Origin of the sequence: Microcoleus sp. F4-D5, from assembly GCF_036704885.1 — a bacterium.
In the GTDB taxonomy this organism is placed as follows: Bacteria; Cyanobacteriota; Cyanobacteriia; order Cyanobacteriales; family Microcoleaceae; genus Microcoleus.
Genome location: NZ_JAUBSX010000011.1, coordinates 20,015 through 43,496 on the forward strand (window position 1 = coordinate 20,015; position 23,482 = coordinate 43,496).

24 protein-coding genes are annotated in these 23,482 nt (G+C 45.3%); 10 read left to right on the forward strand and 14 right to left on the reverse strand.

The features are described 5' to 3' along the window. Window positions 1-72: 72 nt before the first annotated feature. Together groL and groES are read right to left on the reverse strand one after the other, a co-directional pair. Entirely contained in the window at window positions 73-1,716 is a 1,644-nt protein-coding gene (gene groL, locus QUA80_RS07705) for a chaperonin GroEL (RefSeq protein WP_332958098.1), read from the reverse strand. 138 nt (window positions 1,717-1,854) lie between these two features. Further along, entirely contained in the window at window positions 1,855-2,166 is a 312-nt protein-coding gene (gene groES, locus QUA80_RS07710) for a co-chaperone GroES (protein WP_006633072.1), read from the reverse strand. A 257-nt stretch (window positions 2,167-2,423) separates the two neighbouring features. Here groES and QUA80_RS07715 point away from each other — a divergent pair, with 257 nt between their 5' ends. Beyond that, window positions 2,424-2,849: a ferredoxin gene (locus QUA80_RS07715; protein WP_333423085.1), complete on the forward strand. Its 426-nt coding sequence runs from the start codon at window positions 2,424-2,426 to the stop codon at window positions 2,847-2,849. A gap of 473 nt (window positions 2,850-3,322) precedes the next feature. On the opposite strand, the gene QUA80_RS07720 is transcribed toward QUA80_RS07715, so the two are convergent. After that, the gene (locus tag QUA80_RS07720; protein ID WP_333422927.1) at window positions 3,323-3,451 is read right to left on the reverse strand and encodes a hypothetical protein; all 129 of its coding nucleotides are present in this window, start codon (window positions 3,449-3,451) and stop codon (window positions 3,323-3,325) included. 45 nt (window positions 3,452-3,496) lie between these two features. On the opposite strand from QUA80_RS07720, the gene QUA80_RS07725 reads away from it, so the two are divergent. From QUA80_RS07725 to QUA80_RS07750, 6 genes are all read left to right on the forward strand, one after another. Continuing rightward, on the forward strand, window positions 3,497-4,147 hold the full coding sequence (locus tag QUA80_RS07725; RefSeq protein ID WP_333236948.1) for a response regulator transcription factor: 651 nt from the start codon (window positions 3,497-3,499) through the stop codon (window positions 4,145-4,147). Between the two features lie 338 nt (window positions 4,148-4,485). Beyond that, window positions 4,486-5,007, forward strand: a complete 522-nt coding sequence (locus QUA80_RS07730; protein ID WP_006633075.1) for a LabA-like NYN domain-containing protein — start codon at window positions 4,486-4,488, stop codon at window positions 5,005-5,007. Between the two features lie 315 nt (window positions 5,008-5,322). After that, a complete protein-coding gene (locus QUA80_RS07735) occupies window positions 5,323-6,963 on the forward strand; it encodes a 2-isopropylmalate synthase (protein ID WP_333422929.1) in 1,641 nt (546 codons plus the stop codon). 144 nt (window positions 6,964-7,107) lie between these two features. After that, complete coding sequence (locus QUA80_RS07740; RefSeq protein WP_333422931.1) at window positions 7,108-7,908, forward strand: class I SAM-dependent methyltransferase; 801 nt, start codon at window positions 7,108-7,110, stop codon at window positions 7,906-7,908. A gap of 420 nt (window positions 7,909-8,328) precedes the next feature. Continuing rightward, window positions 8,329-8,619: an antitoxin family protein gene (locus QUA80_RS07745; protein ID WP_193973425.1), complete on the forward strand. Its 291-nt coding sequence runs from the start codon at window positions 8,329-8,331 to the stop codon at window positions 8,617-8,619. Then, window positions 8,613-9,086 (forward strand): type II toxin-antitoxin system VapC family toxin, encoded by a 474-nt coding sequence (locus QUA80_RS07750; RefSeq protein WP_333422933.1) that lies wholly within the window; start codon window positions 8,613-8,615, stop codon window positions 9,084-9,086. Before QUA80_RS07745 ends, QUA80_RS07750 begins: the two co-directional genes overlap by 7 nt. Window positions 9,087-9,175: 89 nt before the next feature. Here QUA80_RS07750 and hisC read toward each other — a convergent pair whose 3' ends face one another. From hisC to QUA80_RS07770, 4 genes are all read right to left on the reverse strand, one after another. Further along, complete coding sequence (hisC, locus tag QUA80_RS07755; RefSeq protein ID WP_333422935.1) at window positions 9,176-10,222, reverse strand: histidinol-phosphate transaminase; 1,047 nt, start codon at window positions 10,220-10,222, stop codon at window positions 9,176-9,178. 52 nt (window positions 10,223-10,274) lie between these two features. Beyond that, window positions 10,275-10,988: a glycerophosphodiester phosphodiesterase family protein gene (locus tag QUA80_RS07760; RefSeq protein ID WP_333422937.1), complete on the reverse strand. Its 714-nt coding sequence runs from the start codon at window positions 10,986-10,988 to the stop codon at window positions 10,275-10,277. Then, window positions 10,985-11,839 (reverse strand): alpha/beta hydrolase, encoded by an 855-nt coding sequence (locus tag QUA80_RS07765; protein WP_333422939.1) that lies wholly within the window; start codon window positions 11,837-11,839, stop codon window positions 10,985-10,987. Before QUA80_RS07765 ends, QUA80_RS07760 begins: the two co-directional genes overlap by 4 nt. A gap of 243 nt (window positions 11,840-12,082) precedes the next feature. Further along, on the reverse strand, window positions 12,083-13,366 hold the full coding sequence (locus QUA80_RS07770; protein ID WP_333422941.1) for an esterase-like activity of phytase family protein: 1,284 nt from the start codon (window positions 13,364-13,366) through the stop codon (window positions 12,083-12,085). A 21-nt stretch (window positions 13,367-13,387) separates the two neighbouring features. Between QUA80_RS07770 and QUA80_RS07775 the strand changes: the two genes are divergently transcribed. After that, entirely contained in the window at window positions 13,388-14,722 is a 1,335-nt protein-coding gene (locus QUA80_RS07775; protein WP_333422943.1) for a tetratricopeptide repeat protein, read from the forward strand. A 198-nt stretch (window positions 14,723-14,920) separates the two neighbouring features. Here the strand turns inward: QUA80_RS07775 and QUA80_RS07780 are convergent, their stop codons facing one another. Beyond that, the gene (locus QUA80_RS07780; RefSeq protein ID WP_333422945.1) at window positions 14,921-15,445 is read right to left on the reverse strand and encodes a GNAT family N-acetyltransferase; all 525 of its coding nucleotides are present in this window, start codon (window positions 15,443-15,445) and stop codon (window positions 14,921-14,923) included. 90 nt (window positions 15,446-15,535) lie between these two features. Next, window positions 15,536-16,051 carry a GNAT family N-acetyltransferase gene (locus QUA80_RS07785; RefSeq protein ID WP_333422947.1) on the reverse strand — a complete coding sequence of 172 codons (516 nt, stop codon included), beginning with the start codon at window positions 16,049-16,051 and terminating at the stop codon, window positions 15,536-15,538. A 269-nt stretch (window positions 16,052-16,320) separates the two neighbouring features. Between QUA80_RS07785 and QUA80_RS07790 the strand changes: the two genes are divergently transcribed. Both QUA80_RS07790 and QUA80_RS07795 read left to right on the forward strand, forming a co-directional pair. Further along, on the forward strand, window positions 16,321-16,452 hold the full coding sequence (locus QUA80_RS07790) for a hypothetical protein (RefSeq protein ID WP_333422949.1): 132 nt from the start codon (window positions 16,321-16,323) through the stop codon (window positions 16,450-16,452). Window positions 16,453-16,496: 44 nt separating this feature from the next. After that, window positions 16,497-18,548 (forward strand): ABC transporter ATP-binding protein, encoded by a 2,052-nt coding sequence (locus QUA80_RS07795; RefSeq protein WP_333422951.1) that lies wholly within the window; start codon window positions 16,497-16,499, stop codon window positions 18,546-18,548. A gap of 108 nt (window positions 18,549-18,656) precedes the next feature. Here the strand turns inward: QUA80_RS07795 and QUA80_RS07800 are convergent, their stop codons facing one another. The 5 genes from QUA80_RS07800 to QUA80_RS07820 all read right to left on the reverse strand — a co-directional run bounded on the left by QUA80_RS07800 (window position 18,657) and on the right by QUA80_RS07820 (window position 23,472). Continuing rightward, window positions 18,657-18,875 (reverse strand): hypothetical protein, encoded by a 219-nt coding sequence (locus QUA80_RS07800; RefSeq protein ID WP_172184703.1) that lies wholly within the window; start codon window positions 18,873-18,875, stop codon window positions 18,657-18,659. A gap of 144 nt (window positions 18,876-19,019) precedes the next feature. Beyond that, window positions 19,020-20,237, reverse strand: coding sequence for a DNA double-strand break repair nuclease NurA (locus QUA80_RS07805; protein ID WP_333422953.1), 1,218 nt, complete (start codon window positions 20,235-20,237; stop codon window positions 19,020-19,022). Window positions 20,238-20,646: 409 nt separating this feature from the next. Continuing rightward, entirely contained in the window at window positions 20,647-21,441 is a 795-nt protein-coding gene (locus tag QUA80_RS07810; RefSeq protein WP_333422955.1) for an HAD family hydrolase, read from the reverse strand. A gap of 419 nt (window positions 21,442-21,860) precedes the next feature. Further along, window positions 21,861-22,595, reverse strand: a complete 735-nt coding sequence (locus QUA80_RS07815) for a DUF928 domain-containing protein (RefSeq protein ID WP_333422956.1) — start codon at window positions 22,593-22,595, stop codon at window positions 21,861-21,863. Between the two features lie 139 nt (window positions 22,596-22,734). Next, entirely contained in the window at window positions 22,735-23,472 is a 738-nt protein-coding gene (locus QUA80_RS07820) for a DUF928 domain-containing protein (protein WP_333422957.1), read from the reverse strand. Window positions 23,473-23,482: the final 10 nt, after the last annotated feature.

Below are 23,482 nucleotides of genomic sequence, written 5' to 3' on the forward strand. Positions count from 1 at the left end.
AACTACTTAATTAAAATAAAGTAGGTGAGGGCCCTTGCGCCCCCACCTACTTTAAAGACGACGATCGATTAATTAGTAATCGAAGTCGCCGCCGCCCATGCCGCCGCCAGCGCCAGCAGCAGCAGCGCCATCCTTCGGTTCAGGCTTGTCAACGACGATGCACTCAGTTGTCAGCACCATACCAGCAATAGATGCGGCATTTTGCAGAGCAGAACGAGTCACCTTCGCAGGGTCAACGATACCAGCTTCAAACATATCGACAAACTCATTTGTCGCTGCGTTGAAACCGACGTTGAATGGCTTTTCTTTGACGCGCTCAGCAATCACAGCGCCGTTCAAACCAGCATTTTCAGCAATCCGCTTCAGAGGAGCAGCCAGAGCCCGTGCCACAATCAAAGCACCAGTCAACTCTTCGCCCTTCAGGCTGCTGTTAGCCCACTCTTCCAATTGAGGAGTCAGGTGAGCCAAAGTTGTACCGCCACCGGGGACAATTCCTTCTTCTACTGCTGCTTTGGTAGCGTTGATCGCATCTTCAAGACGCAGTTTGCGATCCTTCATTTCTGTTTCGGTAGCTGCGCCGACTTTGATGACTGCGACGCCGCCAGCCAATTTGGCCAAACGTTCTTGCAGCTTCTCTTTGTCGTAGGAAGATTCGGTTTCGTCCATTTGACGGCGAATTTGTTCGCAGCGGGACTTGACGGCGGCTTCGTTACCTTCGGCAACAATTGTGGTGCTGTCTTTGGTGATGGTGATGCGGCGGGCTTTGCCGATCATGTCGAGCTTGGTGTTTTCCAGTTTCAAACCGGCGTCTTCGGTGATTAGTTGACCGCCGGTCAATACGGCGATATCTTCTAACATGGCTTTGCGTCGATCGCCAAAACCGGGTGCTTTAACAGCAGTCACGTTCAACACACCGCGCAGTTTGTTGACAACGAGGGTAGCTAAAGCTTCTTTCTCAATGTCTTCTGCAATGATCAACAGCGGGCGGCCGGAACGGGCTACTTGTTCGAGCACTGGTACTAAATCCTGTACCAGAGCGATTTTCTTGTCTGTCAGCAAGATGAAAGGTTCTTCGAGAATCGCTTCCATCCGTTCGGTGTCGGTGACGAAGTAGGGAGAAATGTAGCCTTTGTCGAAGCGCATCCCTTCGGTGATTTCCAATTCGGTGGTCATAGACTTCCCTTCTTCCAGGGAAATCACGCCTTCTTTGCCCACCTTGTCCATTGCGTTGGCAATCATTTGACCGACTTCATCGTCGTTACCAGCAGAGATGGAGCCGACTTGAGCGATGGCTTTGGAATCTTCTACTTGTTTGGCGTGTTCGGCAATTTTTTCTACCAAAAACGTGGTTGCTTTGTCAACACCGCGCTTGAGGGCGATCGCATTTGCGCCGGCTGCTACGTTACGCAGGCCTTCTTTGACCATTGCGTGAGCCAAAACGGTAGCAGTTGTGGTACCGTCGCCTGCTGCGTCGTTGGTTTTGGATGCTGCTTGACGGATCAGGGCAACGCCTGTATTTTCAATGTGGTCTTCTAGTTCGATTTCTTTGGCGATGGTAACACCGTCATTGACGATCTGAGGAGCTCCGAATTTCTTTTCGAGAACCACGTTGCGGCCTTTGGGGCCGAGGGTTACGGCCACTGCTTCGGCCAGAATGTCCATACCGCGTTCGAGGGCGCGACGTGCATTTTCGTTGTAGATGATACGCTTAGCCATAGTTTTTGGGGATTTGAGGGTTTTAGATTTTGGATTTTGGATGATGGATTTTAGTCATTTGTCCCGTGTCATTAGTTGTTTGGCGGCGTTCGCTTTAAACTAATGACTGATGACCAAGGACTGATGACTGATGATTAATTAGTTAACGATCGCCAGAATGTCTTTTTCGGCTAGCAAGACGTATTCGTCAGTGCCGAGTTTGATGTCGGTGCCGGCGTATTTCGAGTAGAGAACTTTGTCGCCGACTTTTACTTCCATTTCAGTGCGGCTGCCGTCGTCGTTGCGCTTGCCGGGGCCCACGGCCGCGACTTCGCCTACTTGGGGCTTTTCCTTAGCTGTGTCGGGTAAAAGGATGCCGCCGGCGGTTTTTTCTTCGCTAGCGCTTACTTTTACGAACACGCGCTCGCCTAACGGTTTAACGGTAGAAACACTCAGTGATACTGCTGCCATAAATAAATCTCCAGATTACAGATTGTCGTGAGTCAGTCGTCAGGGGTCACGATGAAAGCAACAGCGGACTACTTACAACTGACATATTAGCACTCTCGACTCCTGAGTGCTAATTTAGCTTTAGTCAGGGGCGATCGCAACTTACTTGTCAGTACGGGTTCCCGAACCGAGAATGAGTTGGAGAGAAGGAGAGGGAGTGGAGGCTGTGGTGATATGACTTTCGGCAGCTAACCAATTACTGTTGACGAATGAATAAAATGCTTGAACATAACGATGAATCTTGCAGCCAAGGCTTGAGCGCTTGCGTCCAAAGCCTGGGAATAGCTCAAATCGAGCGGCATATTTTTATCTGTGCCGACCAAACCGTGCCCAAGTGCTGCGATCGCCAAACCAGTCTGGAAGCGTGGAATTACTTAAAAAAACGCTTGCAAGAATTGGGGTTGGACAAGCCAAGTGCCGATCGACCAACCTGCATTTTTCGCACCAAAGCCAATTGCCTGCGAGTGTGCGTGTCGGGGCCGATTATGGTAGTCTATCCAGACGGAGTGTGGTACCGCGACGTTACTCCCCCCGTCATTGAGAGAATTATTCAGGAACATCTCCTAAACTCAAAGGTAGTTCAAGAATACGCTTTCTTGACTCATCCTTTGCCTGTGCCGACTGAGGCGAAGCCAGACATTTAAGTATAGCGCTGTTCAAGTACAGGGTTATAGGTCAAGTGTTAAATTTAAGGTTAAGGGTGAGAATTTGAGACTGTTTGGCGTCCGGCGATCGCACCTGCTAGAGTTCAAAAAAACTGTAGTTAGGTTGTCTTGACAGTCTGGCTTAGCTTGTCGCTGGTATTTCTCAAAAGGTACGCTCAAAAAAATCGATCGTCGGAGGAACTGTGAAATTTTGTGCAAAAGTTTCTCAGTGGCAGACACTAAGCAGGTTGCCAAACTACACTAGAAACAGTTAAATACGTAAGTAGGGAGTCTGCTTAAATTTCTCTATATCAGAAGTATCATTTAAAACTGGGGCATCAACCTGCAATTAAACCGATCGAGATTAAATATTTAACTTGGGCTCTGTTAGGGAGTATCCAATCAATCAAGGCCGATCTTGACAGGGCGATCGTCCCTTACAGGTTTCGGCTGCGTTCCAGGTCGCAAGACCTTCACAAACCGCCGTCGAGCACAGGTTGGGAAGCGGTAATACCCGCCCCGCTTTCCCTCACCGCTATCCCTTCACCAGACCGCCATCCTCCACCCTCCGCCGGGTGGCGGGAGACTGACGGAAAAAACATGAGTGAAAAAAAGGAAGTGAGCGGGATACTTTAGTGGGAATAAACATGACAAAGGACAATACTTCAGGAGACCAAAAACGGCTGATGCTGGTTGACGACGACCCCAACTTGATCTTGCTGGTCAAGGACTACTTGGAGTTTCGGGGTTACAACGTGATTACAGCAGAAAACGGCAGAGACGCTCTGGAAAAACTAGAACAAGAAGTTCCCGACTTGATGATCTGCGATGTGATGATGCCGGAAATGGACGGCTACACTTTAGTCAAACACATCAGAGAAGACCCTCGCACTAGCTGGATTCCGGTTCTTTTCTTGTCCGCCAAAGGTCAAAGTTCAGACCGAGTAAAAGGCTTGAGCACGGGGGCTGACGTTTATATAGTTAAGCCTTTTGAACCCGAAGAACTGGTAGCTCAAGTAGAATCTTCTTTGAAAGCGGCATCCCGCTTGATTCGCCACCGAAATGAAGGTATTGAGAGCGGCCCAAAAATTAAGGCACGCCGCAATGTCGAATTGACTCCAACTGAGTTAAAGGTGGTACAGTTGCTAGCGCAGGGTATGGCAAACCGCCAGATCGCAGACGTGATGAATGTCAGCCAGCGGACTATAGAAAGCCACGTCAGCAATATGCTGGGCAAAACAGGTCTGCACAACCGGACAGAGTTGGCTCGCTGGGCCCTTGAAAGCAAAAAGGCTTGATCGCGGGGGTTCTCTGCGCTATGAAATCAGGGGAGCAAAAGGTACTGCAATGCGCTTCGGCATACCTGCAAAGGCGGTAGGGCGGTAGGGCGGTAGATTTAAGCCCAATTAACCTTGAAACCTCAGCCGCTATAGAGTTACAGGGCGTCGGGTTCGATCGGAACTGTCGATCGAATGCAAGCAGCGTTAAAAGAGCCCTCTGGCGGTAGAGGCGAAAATATGAAATACTGGGGGGATGGAGTTTTCTGAAGTTTAATCTATTGCCTCAGTTAGCTCCATGTTGCTAAAATGTGATATTTAGATTAACTTCTTTCTACAATTATTAGGTCTAAGTTTCTATGACAAACTTAATGAACCGCCTTTCTATTTTTGTGGACGGGAACAATATGTTCTACGCTCAACAAAAGAACGGCTGGTTTTTTGATCCTCGCAGGGTGCTCGAATATTTCAAAACTTCGCAGCCGAATGTCATCTTGATCAATGCTTTCTGGTATACGGGTCTGAAAGACCCCCAAGATCAAAGGGGATTTCGAGATGCTTTGATAAGTCTGGGTTACACGGTTCGCACTAAAATTCTTAAGGAATATTACGACGATGCTTCGGGCAGATATTCTCAAAAGGCTAATTTAGACATAGAGATTGTGGTTGATATGTTTAATACGGTGGATCAATACGACCAAGTAGTGCTCTTTAGCGGGGATGGGGATTTTGAGCGGGCGATCGAGCTGTTGCGATCGAAAAATACTCATATTACTGTGGTATCAACCGAAGGAATGATTGCTAGAGAGTTACGAAATGCTACTGATAGGTATATAGACTTAAATGAAATTAGGGAACATATCGAGAAGATGGATTATTAGTCAGTAGTTAGTAGTTATTAGTCATTAGTCAGTAGTTAGTAGTTATTAGTCATTAGTTATGGGTTATGGGTTATGGGTTATTAATTATTCGTTATTGGCGCGAAACACGGGACAGGTGCCCCCGCCCAAAAACGCATACTTGCTTTCCGATAGGAGCCGCCAGTAGCCCAAAATTTTAGACTAAGGTTCAAGTTCCCAGATTCATCTGTGGAGTAAATCTCAAATCTAAAATCTCAAATCTCAAATCGACTGACTGGAGGCTAAAAATCCAGAAAAACGGACAAGTAAAAATCAGGAAAACACTTTTTTAGAGCTATGAAAACTCAACCAAGTCAAGACCGGATTATTATTTTCGATACGACTTTGCGCGACGGAGAACAATCTCCGGGTGCATCTCTGAATGTGGATGAAAAACTGACGATCGCCCGCCAGTTAGCGAGATTGGGCGTGGATGTGATAGAAGCGGGTTTCCCTTTCACCAGCACGGGAGATTTCGAGGCAGTCCAAAAAATAGCCCGATCGGTTGGCACGGAAGATGGGCCGACAATTTGCGGTTTAGCGAGGGCGAGAAAGGAGGATATTAAAACAGCAGCAGAGGCTCTGAAACCCGCAGCCAATGCGCGAATTCATACGTTTCTGGCTACGTCTGACATTCACTTGGAGCATAAGCTGAAAAAGACGCGGGCTGAGGTTCTGGAAATTGTGCCGGAAATGGTGGCTTACGCTAAGTCCTTTGTGGATGATGTGGAGTTTTCGCCGGAAGATGCTTGTCGTTCGGAACCGGAGTTTTTGTATCAGGTTCTGGAACGGGCGATCGCAGCCGGTGCGACTACTGTTAATATTCCCGATACTGTAGGCTACACGACTCCGAGCGAATTTGGGGCTTTGATTCGGGGAATTAAGGAAAATGTGCCGAATATCGATCGCGCAATTATTTCGGTGCACGGTCACAATGACTTAGGATTGGCGGTTGCTAACTTTTTGGAAGCCGTGAAAAATGGCGCCAGACAGTTAGAATGCACGATTAACGGGATTGGCGAACGGGCGGGAAATGCGGCTCTGGAAGAGTTGGTAATGGCGCTTTACGTGCGGCGCCAATATTATAATCCGTTCTTGGGCCGGGCTGCGGATTCTGAGGAACCGCTGACAAATATTGACTCGCGCCAAATTTACAAAACTTCCCGCTTGGTTTCCAATTTGACGGGGATGTTGGTGCAGCCAAATAAGGCGATTGTCGGGGCAAATGCTTTCGCTCACGAGTCGGGAATTCACCAAGACGGAGTGCTCAAAAATAAGCGGACATACGAGATTATGGACGCTGAGTCGATCGGCTTGACTGAAAATCAAATCGTCTTGGGCAAATTATCCGGCCGCCACGCTTTCCACACTCGCTTGAAAGAGTTGGGTTTTGAAATGGCTGACGATGAGCTAAATAAGGCTTTTGTCAAGTTCAAAGATTTAGCGGACAAGAAAAAAGAAATTACTGATTGGGATTTAGAGGCGATCGCCAACAACGAAGTGCACCAAGCACCGGAACTATTCCGGTTAGAATTGGTGCAAGTTTCCTGCGGCGACAAATCTCGCCCGACAGCAACCGTCACTGTGCGGAATCCGGCAGGCGAAGAATTGACCGATGCTGCGATCGGCACCGGGCCTGTGGATGCGATTTACAGGGCAATTAACCGGGTGGTAAACGTACCCAACGAGTTGATCGAGTTTTCTGTACAATCGGTAACAGCGGGCATAGATGCGATCGGCGAAGTAACAATTCGCTTGCGCCACGAAGGCAAAGTATTTTCCGGTCACTCAGCAAATACCGACATTATCGTAGCCTCCGCAGAAGCTTACATCAGCGCTTTAAATCGGCTGTATCAGGCATTGCAGCATAGTGCTGAAAAATCCTCCCAACAGCCAACTGCGATCGGAAATCAAGTTGTTGCAAAAGCACAGCGCTGATAAATTTACTGTCAGCCATTTTTCTTGAAACAAACCGCAGACGAACGCACATAACAGCAGATATATCTAAATAAATCTGCGTTAATCCGCGTTCATCTGCGGTTAAAAATTAAAATCTTTTTTAGCAACAACAAACCCTAAAAAATGCAAGAAGAAACTTTAAAAAAAGAGCGGCAATTCCACGATGCTTGGGCATCCACAATCGATATTGACGGCATTCGAGTCAATGATTACTTTGAAGCTTGCACCGCCCCAGAAAATAGATTTATCGTCCAGCAAATGGGCGATATTACAGGCAAACGCCTCTTAGATTTAGGCTGCGGCGCGGGAGAAAATAGCGTTTATTTTGCTAAAAAAGGTGCCAATTGTGTGGCTGCAGACTATTCTCAGGGCATGGTAGAAGTTGCTCTGAAATTGGCCGAGAAAAACGGCGTCATAATAGAGGGCTGCACGGTAAATGCAATGGCGCTGGATTTCCCGGACAACAGTTTTGATATTGTTTATGCTTCTAATTTGCTGCATCATTTGCCTGAACCATCCAAGGCAATTCGCGAAATGCACCGCGTCCTAAAGCCTGGGGGTAAAGCTTGTTTTTGGGACCCGATGAAGCACAATCCGGTGATTAATGTTTACCGCAGGATGGCTACTGAGGTGCGGACGGAGGATGAAGCTCCTTTGGATATTAATATTGTGAATTTTGTCAAGTCTTTGTTTTCGGAGACGGCTTACGATACGTTTTGGCTGACGGCGCTGTGGATTTTTTTGCGCTTTTATTTGATAGAAAAAGTGCATCCCAATGAGGAGCGTTATTGGAAAAAGATTATCATTGAACAAGAGAGATTGAAACCGGAATACTCTCGATTGGAAGGGTTGGATAAATTTTTGAAAAAGTTGCCTTTGATGAAGCGCTTGGCTTGGAATTTGGCTGTGGTAGCAACGAAGTAAGACGATTTTAGATTTTAGATTTTAGATTTTAGATTAAAGAACCGGGAATGACTGATGATACAGCATATTCCGGGTTCGTGAAGTACAGTATCCGCCTTAATTGTGCGGTACGTGTTATGTAGGGTGCGTCGCTGCTCATGTTTAATGGAACTTGCTCGCCAGACGGGTGGCGACGCACCTTACTTACGACCCTTGTTGTGTGTACCGCATATACATGGAATATGCTGTATCAGCGGTAGGGTGCGTCAGTTTTGAGATTTTAAATCAGCGCCGAAAGTATTATTCTGACGCACCATTTGTTGTCAGGTGCGTCAGTTCCGAGATGGTTTGTTGGGAGCAAAAATAATCACAACTGACGCACCCTACTGAAAACTCTAAAAGAAGTACAATAAGTCAAAGCATTTAATTAAGAGGCTAATTATGCCAGAAACTATTACTGCTGTGTACGAAAACGGGGTTTTTCGTCCCCTGAGTCCTTTGTCATTGAATGATGGGGAAACTGTGGAAATCACAATTGTAGCGGAAGTGTCGCAGCGCCAAAAGTCGATGATTAAGATGATGACAGAAGGGCAATTGGTGCCTTTTCCAACAAAACAGTTTAAGCTAGATGCAGCCGCAGAACAAAAGCGGCGCGAACTGTTTGAAAAACTGAAGGGAAGAGTGGGGAAACCTCTTTCTGAAATCGTTATTGAGGATCGCGGCCCGTGGTAAATGCCTATTTCTTAGACACCAGCGCTTTGGTTAAACGGTATGTGCCTGAATTGGGAAGTAATTGGATTCAATCAATTACTCTTCCAGCAGCAGGTAACTTTCTCGCGATTTCTCAGATTACTTGGGTGGAGGTATGCAGCGCTTTTTCACGCCGTCAACGAGAGGGTAGTCTATCTGTCGATGAGGTTGACCAACTTATGGGAGATTTTCGCACGGATTTTGATAACCAGTATGAAGTTCTTGAAGTCGATCGCACTTTGATAGAAACAGCGGGTGCACTGGTGATGCAAAACCCGCTGCGGGCTTATGATTCTGTGCAATTAGCGTCAGCTTTGCGGGTTAAATCTACTCTCGTTCGTTTTTTCGTGCCAGATACTCAACTGGTTTTTGTTTCGGCGGATAACAGATTGCTGGATATTGCTCAGTCGGAAGGGTTGGCGACGGATAATCCTAATAATTATCCGTAATCAAGCTGTGTGTAGTGAGGAATGCAAGTCTTCATACAAATCAGAGGACTAAAGTCATCACTAGAAACTAATTTGAGTGCGATCGTTATTTAGAGAATTTCTTTCAAAGTTTTCACTAAGGTTTGATTCTGTTCCTCCGTACCTACACTAATCCGCAATTTGTCTTCCAATCGCGGCTGGTTGAAGTATCGAATCAATATTCCCCGTACTTTCAGCGTTTGATAAATTCTTTCTGCATCGCCGTTTGGTGGCCTAACTAACAAAAAATTGGTTTGCGAGGGCCAAACTTCAAAGCCTAATTCCTGGAAACTAACGGCTAGTTTTGCTCGCGAGGCCTTAATCTTTTCGGCGTTGGCTGTTTTGTGGTTTCGATCGGCGATCGCAGCCGCCCCCACTGCATAGGCTAAAGCATCCACATTATAGCTGTCTTTGATTTTATTTAATTCTGCCAGCAGCGCCGGATTTGCTATGCCAAAACCCAGCCTCAATCCTGCTAGGGAATAACCTTTTGAAAGCGTCCTCAATACTATAACATTACTGTACTTTTTTGCCAATTCCAAAGCATTATTTTCTGCGAAATCTACATAAGCTTCGTCGATGACAAGAAGACCCGATAACTCTTGAGCCAGTTTCTCCAAATCTGCAACAGATATGGCTGTTCCCGATGGACTGTTGGGCGAGGCTACAAATGTCACAGCACCTCGGGCTGCTATTAACAAATCGACTGGTAAATTGTAGTCGTCGGGATAAGGAACTTCGACAAATTCTGCCTCTTGAATTTCTGCCAAAGTGCGGTATAAGACGTAGGTAGGAGCAGGACAAACAACTGGTTTACCGGCTTCGCCCACAGCGCGAACTATCAAGTTTAATAAATCGTCGCTGCCGTTACCTACAACAATCCAATCGTCAGGTACTCCTAACACTTTACTAGCAGCCATGCGAAAACTTTTGCCAGTTGGATCGGGATAGCGCCGCAGCATTTCTCCGTCTATTTCCTGAAGCACTTTTAAGGCTGTTGGAGAAGGCGGATAGGGATTTTCATTAGAATTTAGTTTAATAATTTTTGTGCCTAGCGGTGGCTGTTCCCCCGGCACATAGCCAGACATTTGGTGGATGGTTTTGCGAAAGTAATTCATCTATTATCTGCGTTTATCTGCGTTTATCTGCGTTTATCTGCGGTTAAAAAGATTATATCAAACAATTAGTGACTATCCGCGTTATACCCAAATCAAGTAACTTTTGCATATCTGCTCGATCGTCCACAGTCCAAGCCACAATGTCAACTCCCTGACTCCGGCTTTCTTGAATTAGTGCGGGGTTTTCCAGCAACACGCGATACTGACTGCTAATCAAATTATCCCCATGCGCCACAGCTTGAGCAAATTGAGTTTTGTATGCTTCTAGATTAGCAACAATGTGTCCGATCGCCAAATCGCCAGATAGCCGCCGCACTTGTTCCAGAAATCCATCGTTAAAGGACGTAATAACGCATTTATGCTGGATGTTTTCGCCCTTCAAAGTGTTGACAAAATCCGCGATATCTGCATCAGACCACTCGCAGTGAGGCTTGACATCAAAGTAAAGAAATTTGTCAACATTTTTGAGGATAGCTAATGATTCTTTTAAAGTAGGAATTTTTTGTTGTGAAAATTCATCGCTAAACCATTTTCCCGCATTAAGTGTCTGCAATTCAGACAGGCTTGTTTCCCTCACTTTGCCAGCAACTCCAGTGATTCTATCTAATGTGGCGTCGTGAAAAATCACTGGTACGTTGTCGGCGGATAGCTGGATGTCAAATTCGATCGAATCAGCTCCACGGGCGATCGCCAGTTCAAAAGCTGCTAAAGTATTCTCGGGGGCGATCGCCGAAAATCCCCGATGTGCGATAATTTCTACATTCACTGTCTTGTACCCTCTAAAAAATCTGCCACAGTTTGATTAAAAGTTTCCGGTTCAGTCAAAAAAGACCAGTGATTCCCCGGTACTTTTGCAACAGTAAGATTTTTCAAGTATCTATTGTATGGCTGCATTTGCCAATCCATGCGATTTACGCCTTTTTCCGGCTGTACAAACAAAGTCTGGATCTCAATATTTTCAGTTAAACCGGCTACTTTCATCACTTCTGCAAATATCTGATTTCTGGCTGCAATCGCAAATTTACTGCCCCAAGTTCCATCTGATTTTTGTTCGATTTGCTGTTGGAATACCCTTTGCTGCACGTCACTCCAATCTGCGTATTCTCCCGATTGTTTTGCTGCTGCTTCTGCTTGGGATAAAGTCGCAAACGGGCCCACACATTTGAGACAGTCTAATCTTCGGTAAACAATTGGCAGGGTGAGTTTAAGCGCGGCGGGCAGTTTGGTGATGAAGATGGGGTCTACTAAAATCATACTGCAAAAGCGATCGGGATTTTGCCTCGCCCAAATCGGTGCTAGTTTTCCCGTCCAAGAATGTCCTAAAATGTGGGCGTCAGGCCAGTTGAGATGTGCCATCAAAGCTTCTAAATCTGCGATCGCACTTTTAAAAGTATAGCCTGTTTTCGGTTTGCTACTCTCTCCGTGACCGCGCATATCTGGCGCTACAATATGATAGCGGTTGGACAAGTAATTGCCGAAGCTAGTCCAGACACACGCACTATCTGCTAAACCGTGCAGCAGCAGTAAACGCGGAACTTTTTCTTTGCCTGTTTCTGGCTGCCATTCTAGGTAAGAAAGTTCGATGTCTGGTAATTGCAAAGTCTTGCGAGTTGGCATGATTAGGGTGTTTTCTAGGTGGATAAATGTGTTTAAGTTTTTTATGAACACGCTTTCCGGCCTGTTCCACAAAGAGGGTGTTTTCTAGGTGGATAAATGTGATTTAACTTTTTTATAAACAGGCTTTCCGGCCTGTTCCACAAAGAGTGAATTTTATTGTACGGTTTTCCTCAACAGGCTTTCCGGCATTTTTCACAAAGAATAAATCTTCTTGTGGGTGGGCTTCTAGCCCGCCCTTCTGACTTAACCTTTGCCCTTCAAACTCAACAAGATAAACTGAGTTTTCTGCGCTTCATCAAAATTGTCATCGCTGACCAAAACTAGACTATGGCTGCCATCTGGCAAGCGCGGGCCGAGGGTCATCCCCTCTAAATTGTACAGCGGAATTCCGAGTTCGCTCAAGTCTAGCAGCAACTTTTTCTTAACAGGTTCGACCGTTGGTAATTGCCCTTTAAAACTCTGAATTCTAGAAGTGTCTGTAGCCGCCCCAAACGCTACTTGATAAATCCTAGCGCTGTATCCCGACAGCCCAAAAGAACGTTCTAAACTCAGAATCTGACCGCCGCCGACAGTGACTAATTCTGTTAAACCGTTCAAAATAGTCAGGGGAACTTGGTCGAGCTTGTAAAGATTTTCTGAAACTAATTGCGGCTTTTTATCGACGATGATATAATGTAAAACACGGAGTTTGCTTGCCTGTTCGGGGTCTAAATCTTGCATTAACGGCGCTTCCGTAGCTGCGAACAAACGAAACGGATCTAGACCGCCCGGACTAAAGGTTTCTGGGTCGATGGTTAAAGATTCAAAACCTAAATTGTCCACCACTCCTTGCTGCTGTTTTTCATCGCTGGTATCGGGAATATAGCGCTTTGGAATCGGCAAATTTCCCCGCATTTGCCCTGTTTTGAGGTCAAATTCTCCGATAAAAGGAGGGATGCCAACATGAGTAACGCCTTCGCTGGCGACAAATACTGAGTTGCGGGGAGAAAGGGCGATGCCTTCGGGATTGATGGAACCCCAAGAGAAGGTTTCACCGTCTGCTTGTTTGAGGGATGTAACGCCTTCAACGGTAACTTTTTTCAGGCGAATATTTGCTGGGTCGCTTGATGTGAGGTCTAGTCGCAGACTGTAAAATCTCGCTTCTCCGTTTTCGCTGGGGTCGTCGGAAAGAGCGTAAAAGCGATAAGCTTTGGAAGTGGCTGCACTAATACCTTTGGGGTCGTAGGTAATTCCTGACAAACCGCCGACTGGTACTCCTTCAAAATTCATTTTTGGCAATTGGTACTCGCCCAAAAATTCTAGGGACATTTCTGGAAAAGAGCGGTCTCTAGCAACTGCGGGAGGGGGGGCGCAAGCCGTGCAAACAGTTAACAGAATTAGGGCTAGACTGAATAAGCGTAAAATACGTTGGCGAAGCCCTCGAAGAGGATCGCCCAGCGTCTTCAAATGCCAAGAATTGCTCAGTGCGGTGACATTTATTTTGCTGCTCTTGTTGAACTGTTTGCTTTTGTGCCATCTTTGTAACATAATTTATACCGTTTTGTAGATATGCAAAATTTGATGTTTCGAGAAGGAATGCCGAATCGCGGCAACCAAATTTTGAGAATGAGAAGTTCTGTGCCAATTGGGTGCTTGCTTTTTTTGTGGCTGTGTGCTGGTTCTATTGCTAGCGCCCAAACTAATCCACCAGGCCTCGATCAATTTTCTCCTAATCCTCTAGAAATTACCACACCCGATCCCCTAGCTCCCGCTACTGAATCTTTGAGCAGCACTCAGCGGGAGGAACTGACAGCGGCTTTGGAGGAGTTAAACTTAGAAGCAGCGGCTAAACTGGAAGCTGGAGATGGGGTTGGTGCTTTTGATATTTGGTTCCGAGAATTGCGGCTGCGGAGGTATCTGGGCCCGGCGGCGGAAATTGCTGCTTTGAGTCGGGTGGGAAGTGTTGCTTGGAGTAACGGTAAAAACCTGGAATTACAGCTTATTACTAAACGGTTGCAAGCAATTCAAAAACAAGTCAAATCCCAAGTACCACTTAATACTGAGTTGCTCCCCGCCTTCGCTGCGGCTTTTCAGCAGGTGCGCGCTAAAGGCCCGACTGTAGAAGTTTACCAAGAAATTCTCGAAAACGCGCGCCAAAACCAAGATATATTGGCTGAAGGTCAGATTTTGAAGGCGATCGGGCTTATTCACATCAATTGGTTGAGTTACGATAAAGCTGCTCCCGTGTATGAGGAACTGGCTACTTTAATTCAGGAAAACCGCGATTTATTTGCTGCTAATTCTGCTGTGCAAAATTCTGCTGTTGTTGCGGGAAACGGTGCGCCGCCGCAACCTGTAACTCCTCCAACTGAGGTAGATACTCTGAGACAGTTGGCCTACGTTTACCAGCAGTCGAAACAACCCCTAAAGGCGATCGCAGCCAGGGAAAAGCTAGCATCAGTGTATGTCAACCTGCAAAACCCGAGCGCTATACCACCGCTCAAAATTGCGATCGCCAGCGATTACCAAACCATCGGTCAAATCAATTTAGCAGCTCAATACTATCAGGAAGCCTACAATTTAGCCGTCCCCATTCAACAGTATGCTCAAGCTAGCGAAGCTTTGGATAAATTAGCATTGCTTTACCGATCGCAAAAGCAGTGGGAGCCGACTTTGCGGATTTATCAAATGCAGTTGCTGTTAGAAGAGCGGGCTTACAATTTCTACGGATTGATGAATGCTTATGACAATATCGGTCAAGTTTATCAAGAGATGAAGGCTTACGATAAAGCTTTGGAATCCTATCAAAAAGGGTTGGACGTGGCTAAAAGATTGGGACACAGACAAGAGTATTTTGCTAAGAAAATTCAAAAAGTTAACAAGCAATTGCAAAGAACTTCGTAGTTGTCAGCAGCAATAATGACAAATTGCAATGCGAGTAATTTCAACTCAGTAAGGTGTGCAACGCACGCCTTACCAAACTACTTGTGACCGAGAATTTCTTCATGGTACCCGCCACGTGATTTATCCGTGGAATCAATCCAAAATCTCAAATTCTCAAGCCCCCGAATTTATCCGTCGGGTAAATCTAAAATCCAAAATCTAAAATCTAAAATCGAATGACTCGTAGGTTTCTCGCGAGATAGAGTAATATAGTACATCGGTTTCGTAATAACGAGCATTTTTTTCATATTTCATGCCAACTTTCTGTATCACCCGCTGGGAGGCGATATTTTCTGGACGGGCGATCGCAACTATTCTATCCAGATTTAATATTTTAAATCCATAGTTGAGACTAGCAAAAGATGCTTCTGTGACTAATCCTTGATTCCAGTAAATTTTGTCTAGCGCATAGCCCAGCTCAACTTCCGGTGTTTGGTCGAGAAAAGCAAGTCCGCAGCGACCAATCATTTTACGGTCTATTTTATGTACTAAAGCCCACATTCCGAAGTTGTTTTCTGCCCAACGTTTGAGCATATTATGAATGGCGATTTCTGTTTCTTCTCTAGTTTTAACTCCTCTCAAGTATTTCATTATTTCTTCATCGCTGTAAATGCGGTACAGATCGTCTAAGTCGTCTGGCGTAAATTGTCTCAGATACAATCGGGCTGTCTCTATTTCTCGCATGATTAATATAATTTTTACCCCTAGATTATGATACCAGTTTTGATAATTTTTGCTACAAACATTTTGGTTGGATTTCCTTCCTCCACTCAACTAAACTACTTTTGACTGGTAGATTTTTCGCGAGATTGAATAATATACTCGATCGGAATCCTGGAGGTTATGCTGGTATCTCATCCCCACTTTTTCCATTACCCGCCGCGAGGCTATGTTTTCGGTATCTGCAACAGCGACAATTTTTTCTAGTTTCAATACTTCAAATCCATACTTGAGGCTAGCCACTGCAACTTCCGATGCTAAACCTTTGCCCCAATACGCTTTTGCTAACACGTAACCGACTTCTACTTCAGGTGTTTCGCGTAATAAGCGAAGCCCCCCGTCGCCGATCAATTGGTTATTTTCTTTATTGACAACAGCCCACAAACCGAAAGCGTGTTTTTCCCAATCTGCGATTATCTGAAATAAATCTGCTGCTGTTTCTTCTCTATTTCTGACGCCTTCATTCAGATATTTCATCACTTCTGAATCGCTGTAGATGCGGTACAGGTCATCTAAGTCGTCTGGCGTAAATTGTCTCAGATACAATCGGGCTGTTTCTATTTCGTGCATAATTTATCAGCAAAAAGTCTAATACACTTTCCTTGGGGTAACGGTGAAATGTAGAATCAATCTCTTCAATGCAGTGAACTGCCTTTTGAAAACCAGCCTTTGATCCAGCAAATAAAACCAGTGGCGAACTCTATCTCTAAAGGCATAAAGTGGCAAGTAGCGGGTATCCGCTGTTGTAATAAATATGGGCGACAGAGTGCTGTCGGGAGCGATAATTTGCTGGAGCTGTAGAAGATTTCCTAATTTAACTGACTCTATTTGCTACAATTGTGATTTGGATATATTGTACAGCTTTTTTGCTCAAAGCTGAGCTAACCGATCTCGCCCGTCCGCCCTACAAGCCGCGCAGCGAAAAACAAGCTCGATATCCTCAGCAAAAGCCCCCAAATTTAGTAGCATAACAGCTTCTGCAATCTAAAATCTAAAATCTAAAATCTAAAATCGGATGACAACTTCCTCACCAGTAGCAGACACCAAAAACAAATCCGGCCAGGAAACAGACTGGCGGTTATTCATGAGGTTGGCATCTTACGCAACCCGCAGCAAACGCTTGCTGATTATTTCGATCGCACTATTAGTACCGCTAGCAGTCTCAGGAGCAATTCAACCCATTCTCATCGGACAGGCAATTTCGGTAATTCGCTCGGAACCTACCTACGAATTCTTGCGGGGATTGCCTTTATCTGCTGCATTGAATATTTTGGCTATTTTGCTCATGCTAACTATAACACTTAGATTGGCATTGCAATCAGTTCAAGGCTATTTAGTCACCAAAGTAGGGCAAATAATTACTACAGATATTAGAAATGATTTGTTCGCCCACGTCACATCGCTAGCAGTGAGATTTTTCGATCGCACTCCTGTCGGTAAATTGATGACTCGCCTCACCAGCGATGTGGAAGCTTTGGGAGAGGTTTTCTCTTCAGGGGCGATCGGCATTGTCAGCGATTTATTTTCAATTTTAGTAATTGCCATTTTCATGTTTACCCTGCAGTGGCAACTAGCTTTAATGTTGGTGCTGATGATGATACCAATTAGCGCAGTCATAATTTATTTCCAGAACCAATATCGCATAGCAAATTACAATACCCGAGAAGAACTTTCAGACCTTAACTCACAACTGCAAGAAAACTTGACTGGTATTGGCGTAGTGCAGCTATTCCGCCGCGAAAGATTCAACTCAGAATTGTTTCGCGTCACCAATAAACGGTACATTAAAGCCGTTGACACAACTATCTTTTATGACTCAGCCGTATCTGCAACTTTAGAATGGATTGCTTTAGTGGCAATCGCAGGGGTTTTGTGGATGGGCGGTCAAAGGGTTTTAGCCGGTAATCTTAACTTCGGTACTCTCTCTGCATTCATTTTATTTGCTCAGCGTCTCTTCGATCCGCTGCGGCAATTTGCTGAGAAATTCACTGCAATTCAAGCAGGATTTACCGCTGTCGAACGGATTAGCGATATTCTCAACGAACCGATCGAAATAAAAGATCCAACTAGCGGGAAGAAGGAAGAGGGAAGAGGGAAGAAGGAAGAAGGAAGAGGGAAGAGGGAAAAAGGAAGAAGGGCAGGTTATTCACCGCTGCTAATCACTGGACATCCAGAGGCAACGGCTTATAACTTGTCTCCGTTCGATCGAGAATTGGCAGATAATCATCAAAATCCAGCAAGTTCAGAATATCGTTTATTGCCTAACAATCCCCAATCGCGCCCCGACAACCCCACCTTGCTAAGGGGGGGAGAAAATGCCAAATCGCAGAATTATGAATCGGGAGAAATCCAATTTGACAACGTGTGGTTTGCTTACAAAGAAGACGAATATGTCCTGCAAAACCTCAATTTCACCATCAAATCCGGCGAAAAAGTAGCATTAGTCGGCCCTACCGGTGCGGGCAAAAGTTCGATTATCCGTCTCCTGTGTCGCCTTTACGAACCTAGTAAAGGGCGGATTCTGGTTAATCATGTGGATATTCGGGATTTGCCTCAGGCAGAGTTACGCCGGCACATAGGCGTGATTATTCAAGATGGCTTTCTATTTGCTGGTGACGTGAAGAGCAATATCAGCCTGGGAGAAAATTACTCGATTGAGGAAATTCAAGCAGCAGCAGAAAAGACAAATGTTGCCCGTTTAATCGAACAGTTGCCTCAAGGTTACGACACGCAATTGCGGGAACGGGGAACCAATCTTTCGGGGGGACAAAAGCAATTATTAGCGTTTGCTCGCGCCGCCATTCGCAATCCCAGTATTTTAGTTCTAGACGAGGCAACTGCTAGTTTGGATGTGGGGACGGAAGCTTTAATTCAAGAAGCTCTAGAGCGTTTGATGGCCGACAGAACGGCTATAATTATTGCTCACAGGCTCTCGACTATCCGCAATGTAGATCGTATTTTAGTACTCAAACGCGGGCAGTTAGTAGAGTCTGGCAGCCACGAAGAATTGTTGCAGCAAGAAGGTTTATATGCCAGTTTGTACAAGCTGCAAATGCTGGGAAGTTAATATCTGAAGGAAGAGGAAAAATTATCGGAATACCCAGATACCCGACTTCTTGAATAAGTCGGGTATCTAAAAAAATCTAAAATCTAAAATCGCCAATCTAAAATCGGATCACTTGCCCGAAATCATTTTCCCTAGGGTTTCCGGCAGGTGAATTATGTGTTGGAAAAGCTGGTTGGGCCCGATGCCAAACAATAACTGCATTGCCAGCACAATTGCTGCTAAAGCAATCGCTGTCCCGATGCTTGCTTTCAACACTTTAAAAGCCCAATTAAACACCAGCCAAGATACAAGTAACGAAGCAATTAAGATAATTAATTCTATTGGCATATAACATTTTTAACTCTATTTTAACTCTACATAACTTACGCATCAATACCAAAAAAACCGACTTGTTTATCTGTGTTAAAGGCTCAAATGCAGTATTTCGGTAAAAACCCGGTTTCTGCGTCCAAGACTACTGTACTTATTACTTTAAGCAATACTGCCGCGTTTCCGTGTTTCCTTATAAGAAATTCCGACATTCTTTAAGCCGGCTTTAATCATTTGCTGCTCTAACAAAGCGAAAAAGCGACTTCGATCGCCCCCCGTGACTACCGCTTGATTGTGAGCTTCTGCTAGCGTCACCGGATAGCCGCCGCCTTTGTGTACCTGAGCCAGCATCATTCCCAATGCTAAATCTAGCTGTGCTGGATCTTGTGCTACCCATTCCGGCACTTCTATTCTAGCAATTTCTGTGCCGACGTGAACGTAACAGAAACAGACGGAATTAAGACCGTACAAATCTAAAATTCGAGCTTGGGATTTCCACAAAGGGCTTCTTTGTCCGGGCGACAGGATTGTTGCCCACAAGATGGCATCCCGCAGAGGTTCAAATTGTTGACAAGGTGCTTTTTCGGCGAAAGAAATGGTGGCGGAAAATCCGACGTTCGGGCAGTTTGTCATGCAGTCTGGTACTTCGTGGGTGCAAGCTTCAAACCGCAAAAAAGATAAGCTTTCGCTGCTGCGAGAAGCGCTTAAGTATCCTAACAGCGGAATTCCTGCTAAACGCAACTTGTCCCAAGCTTCTAAAATTGGCAGCAAAATTCGATCGCGCGCTTCGGTGGGTAACTGTTCCAAAAACCAATAAATCAGGGAACCGTCTACCATTGCTAAAGCTGGCGCGGGCAATTTATTGTCGTTAACTTTTGCCCAATTGCAGCCCATTTCTGCTAAGGCAATTGCTTCGGAAACTGCTCGCCGATATCCCATCCATTCTTCGGTTCTAATTCCCCACTGCCGCGAACCGTACAAATCTTCGGGTTTGTAGAAAACCTCGGGCACGCTGTCTAAAACTGGGTGGCGGCTTTGTCCGTAGTGCAGCATGACTGTGCCGACGTTTAGCAGGTAGCAGTAGGCTATTTCGTGATGGTTGGGGGAAATTTGCGATCCGTCTGTGGCAAAGACTGTGTGAGCTGCGGGGGGTGCGGTGATGTAGGTGCGATCGTCTAAGGGCTCGATCGGCGTGGCAGCATTGAATAAAGTGCGATCGCGCCAATTCTCTTGCAATTCCACCAATTTTGCCTGTTCCCCTGCCGCCTTCAACAGCAAATTCTGAGCCACTTCCAAACGCTGGCGAGCCGCCTGAGCTTCCACATTCAAATGTTGGCTCATTCCCTGCATTGCCTTGGCTGCTTTAGTTAAATCGAGCATTGGTTTTAAGTCTCAATATTAGAAAGCTTTCCATCTGAGAAATTATCAAAACACTTTTCAAATTTTGGGTTCAGAAACTTGCTTTTTTTGTCATAAACTGGGTTTGATAAACTAAAATACTTCGTTGCATCCCGAACAAACTATAAAAAAACTGGTTTCTCAGGTCAATAGTACCTCCAAGACTGTATAAAAAAATCAATTTTTTTTTTCGATATCCTTGCTTGTTTCGGCAATTCCTGTTATTATATATCTTATAATGGGATGGTTGCAAAAATATTATTTTTGCAACCATCCCATTATATTAATATACCATGCCACCGCCTCAAAAGTCAACAAAAAAGATGTAAAATTTTGTGATTTTTTTGACTCTGAAAAGTGAAAAAAATCCCACCTGCCAACAAATTTAACATCAACATTCGCTCGGCAGCCAATCGGCAAAATCTCCGGCAAACTGCGACAGAGAAAGCAATTGAACGGGTGGAGTTTGAGCTACCGATTCTCGTTCTGCCAAAGTATTGTAACCCCAATCAGCCAAAAATAACCTCACCTGAGATAAATCCGGCTGCTGCTTCACCGACAGCAAAGTTTTTAACCGGTCTTCTACAAACCAAATAGTCGAATCTTTGCCCGCCGCTGCCAAAAATTCCCGCAAAATTTGGTGCTTCGGCTTGTTGTATTCCTTGCCAAAAATAAAGTCTGACGGCATTTGTACGCTTGCTAGCTGCAAAAGTTCCCGCACAAAACGACCTTCCTTTGTAGTGACGATCGCCACTTTCACTCCCCTCTCCTGCAAGGAGTGCAAGCGATCGGCTACCCCTGGATAAAAGCGGTGCAAAGACAGCCACCCAGCTAAATCCTCAGCAATCCAATTATCGCGCAATCCGTCTAACATAGCGCCGACAGACTGCGCTTTCAAATTATTTTCGGTCAATAAATGCGGTACTATATGCGGCCACTCTAACAAAATTTGTTCTTCCGTAATTCCTGTCAGCAGTGCGCGGATCAGCAGCGGCATTTCCCAACCAGTTTCGATGGCGGGCCGCACTCGGTAAAAACTCAAAGCTAAATCTGGATCGGGCACTGTTTCGACTGGTTTCCAGATTTGACAGTAGGTACGCCAAGCTGTTTGGAAATATTCGATTAGTCCGTCACAAATCACACCGTCAAAATCAAGAGCTAGAATTGTCGGAAAGTTATTAGCCATCAATCGATTTTAGATTTTAGATTTTAGATTTTAGATTTGGGATTGAAGAATTGAACAATTGGAGAATTGAACAAAGCGAGATCGCTGATGAATCCTGGAACTTTTTAATCGATTTTCGATTTTCGATTTGGATTGAACAATTGAACAATTGGAGAATTGAACAAAGCGAGATCGCTGATAAATCCTGGGACTTTTTAATCGATTTTCGATTTTCGATTTGGGATTGAACAATTGAACAATTGGAGCCTCGATCGAAGCGAGATCACTGATGAATTCGGGGACTTGTTATCGGAGACTATGTTTTTTATTTCTGCACCTCTAAATTCGGGGCTTGTACCCTGGCTGCTTTCGGTTACTGCATTGAAGAATTGAATAATTGACTGTGCAAACACTCAGCATTGATTGGTCAAGAGTCGTTATTAAAAAGACTGAACTAGGGGTTGAGTAGCAATCGATTCTAGTCCTTGAGACTCCAACAATTTCGTCCACTCTGCCCTCAGCCGCGAATCATCGGGTGCGAGGCTGCGCATTTGGGCAAGAGTAGCAATAGTTTCGTACCAAATCCCATTTTCAGCATAAGCGATCGCCTTAGCCATAGGGTCGGGATTTGCCAAATCGCTTTTGAGAGTTGGCTGCGGTTCTATTCGCTGCATCCATCCTTTAACAATATAATCTCCCGAACGCTCCAGAGGATCGCAGGCTAGTGCAAACGACCACACATATCGCTTACCAACCTCAATATTTTTTGTCTTGTCTTTCTCAGAAAGGCTAACTCCAACAATTCCGGCTTTGTCATTTTTGATAGTAGTTTCGTAAACTACTTCGGATTCATCCTCGTTTAGCAAAATAAACTCTACTTGAGCCGCCGGTTGAGAAACATATACAAAAAATGTTGGCGACTCTGTTAGCGTTAAACCAATATTGCTTTCAGGTATTAAGGGAGTAATGGATAAACCTTTGCGTAACTGACAGCCTCGATGAGTCCCCCCTTGCCGGTTGTCGGGGGCTGTGACATCTGGGGGTTTGAAATTAACATTCTGACTCAGCAGAATGGGTACAGGTACAGCCTGCATCGGTGCAAGCAAACTGGGGAGAGTAACTGCGATCGCCAATACAGCCATCGCCAGTGCAGTAAAATGTAGAAAACGTTTCATTTTTTTACCAATTTGTGAGATATTATATATCGCATTTGCACTGTTAACCCGGAGTTTAGACCCCGGGGCGATCGGGTAAATTTTTCAAATTTTACATCGCAATCTGAAGACCGAAAAAAACTTCAAGAAATACCGAGATTTAAAGAGGGCCAACCAGCGGTTTAGTTGCAACTGATTCCAGTCCTTGGGACTGCAATAATTGGGTCCACTTGGCTGTCAGCATCGCATCCCCCGGTGTCTGGCGTCGCATTTGGGCTAAAGTAGCGATAGTTTCGTACCAAATCCCATTTTTAGCGTAAACGTTGAGCCTAGTCATCGGGTCGGGATTTGCCAAATCACTCTTGAGAGTTGCCTGCGGTTCAATTCGCTGCACGAACCCTTTAACAACTAAATCTGCCGATCGGTCTTCGGGGTCGCAAACCATCGAAAACGACCACACGTATCGCTTACCAACTTCAAGGGATTTGTTGTTAGCCGTAGCAGGAATGCTAACTCCAACAATCCCGGATTTGTCAAGTTTAAATGTTTTTTCGTAGACCACTTTGTCTTCGTTGTCGTTGAGTACAGTAAACTCTATTTCTGCTGAAGTTTGAGGAACATAGACAAAAATTGTGGGAGACTCTGTTAGGGTTAAACCGATATTAGTTGGAGGCACTAAAGGAGTAATAGATAAACCCGCCGGACAAAGCTTGCTGCCGCGATGTGTCCCTCCTTGTCGGCTGCCGGGGGCTGTGACATCGGGAGGCTTGAAATTAACATTTTGACTCAGCAAAATCGCCTGGGATTGTACCCGCATCGGTGCAAGTGAACTGGTGACGGTAGCTGCGATCGCAGATAAGGCGACCGCAAGTGTAGCCCGATGTAGAAAACGTTTCATTTTGTTGTAC

Coding starts and splice junctions, on each gene's coding strand:
- groL (WP_332958098.1), bottom strand. CDS start 1,716: ATGGCTAAGCGTATCATCTACAACGAAAATGCACGTCGCGCCCTCGAA.
- groES (WP_006633072.1), bottom strand. CDS start 2,166: ATGGCAGCAGTATCACTGAGTGTTTCTACCGTTAAACCGTTAGGCGAG.
- QUA80_RS07715 (WP_333423085.1), top strand. CDS start 2,424: ATGCTTGAACATAACGATGAATCTTGCAGCCAAGGCTTGAGCGCTTGC.
- QUA80_RS07720 (WP_333422927.1), bottom strand. CDS start 3,451: ATGTTTTTTCCGTCAGTCTCCCGCCACCCGGCGGAGGGTGGAGGATGG.
- QUA80_RS07725 (WP_333236948.1), top strand. CDS start 3,497: ATGACAAAGGACAATACTTCAGGAGACCAAAAACGGCTGATGCTGGTT.
- QUA80_RS07730 (WP_006633075.1), top strand. CDS start 4,486: ATGACAAACTTAATGAACCGCCTTTCTATTTTTGTGGACGGGAACAAT.
- QUA80_RS07735 (WP_333422929.1), top strand. CDS start 5,323: ATGAAAACTCAACCAAGTCAAGACCGGATTATTATTTTCGATACGACT.
- QUA80_RS07740 (WP_333422931.1), top strand. CDS start 7,108: ATGCAAGAAGAAACTTTAAAAAAAGAGCGGCAATTCCACGATGCTTGG.
- QUA80_RS07745 (WP_193973425.1), top strand. CDS start 8,329: ATGCCAGAAACTATTACTGCTGTGTACGAAAACGGGGTTTTTCGTCCC.
- hisC (WP_333422935.1), bottom strand. CDS start 10,222: ATGAATTACTTTCGCAAAACCATCCACCAAATGTCTGGCTATGTGCCG.
- QUA80_RS07765 (WP_333422939.1), bottom strand. CDS start 11,839: ATGCCAACTCGCAAGACTTTGCAATTACCAGACATCGAACTTTCTTAC.
- QUA80_RS07770 (WP_333422941.1), bottom strand. CDS start 13,366: ATGTTACAAAGATGGCACAAAAGCAAACAGTTCAACAAGAGCAGCAAA.
- QUA80_RS07775 (WP_333422943.1), top strand. CDS start 13,388: ATGCAAAATTTGATGTTTCGAGAAGGAATGCCGAATCGCGGCAACCAA.
- QUA80_RS07780 (WP_333422945.1), bottom strand. CDS start 15,445: ATGCGAGAAATAGAGACAGCCCGATTGTATCTGAGACAATTTACGCCA.
- QUA80_RS07785 (WP_333422947.1), bottom strand. CDS start 16,051: ATGCACGAAATAGAAACAGCCCGATTGTATCTGAGACAATTTACGCCA.
- QUA80_RS07795 (WP_333422951.1), top strand. CDS start 16,497: ATGACAACTTCCTCACCAGTAGCAGACACCAAAAACAAATCCGGCCAG.
- QUA80_RS07800 (WP_172184703.1), bottom strand. CDS start 18,875: ATGCCAATAGAATTAATTATCTTAATTGCTTCGTTACTTGTATCTTGG.
- QUA80_RS07805 (WP_333422953.1), bottom strand. CDS start 20,237: ATGCTCGATTTAACTAAAGCAGCCAAGGCAATGCAGGGAATGAGCCAA.
- QUA80_RS07810 (WP_333422955.1), bottom strand. CDS start 21,441: ATGGCTAATAACTTTCCGACAATTCTAGCTCTTGATTTTGACGGTGTG.
- QUA80_RS07815 (WP_333422956.1), bottom strand. CDS start 22,595: ATGAAACGTTTTCTACATTTTACTGCACTGGCGATGGCTGTATTGGCG.
- QUA80_RS07820 (WP_333422957.1), bottom strand. CDS start 23,472: ATGAAACGTTTTCTACATCGGGCTACACTTGCGGTCGCCTTATCTGCG.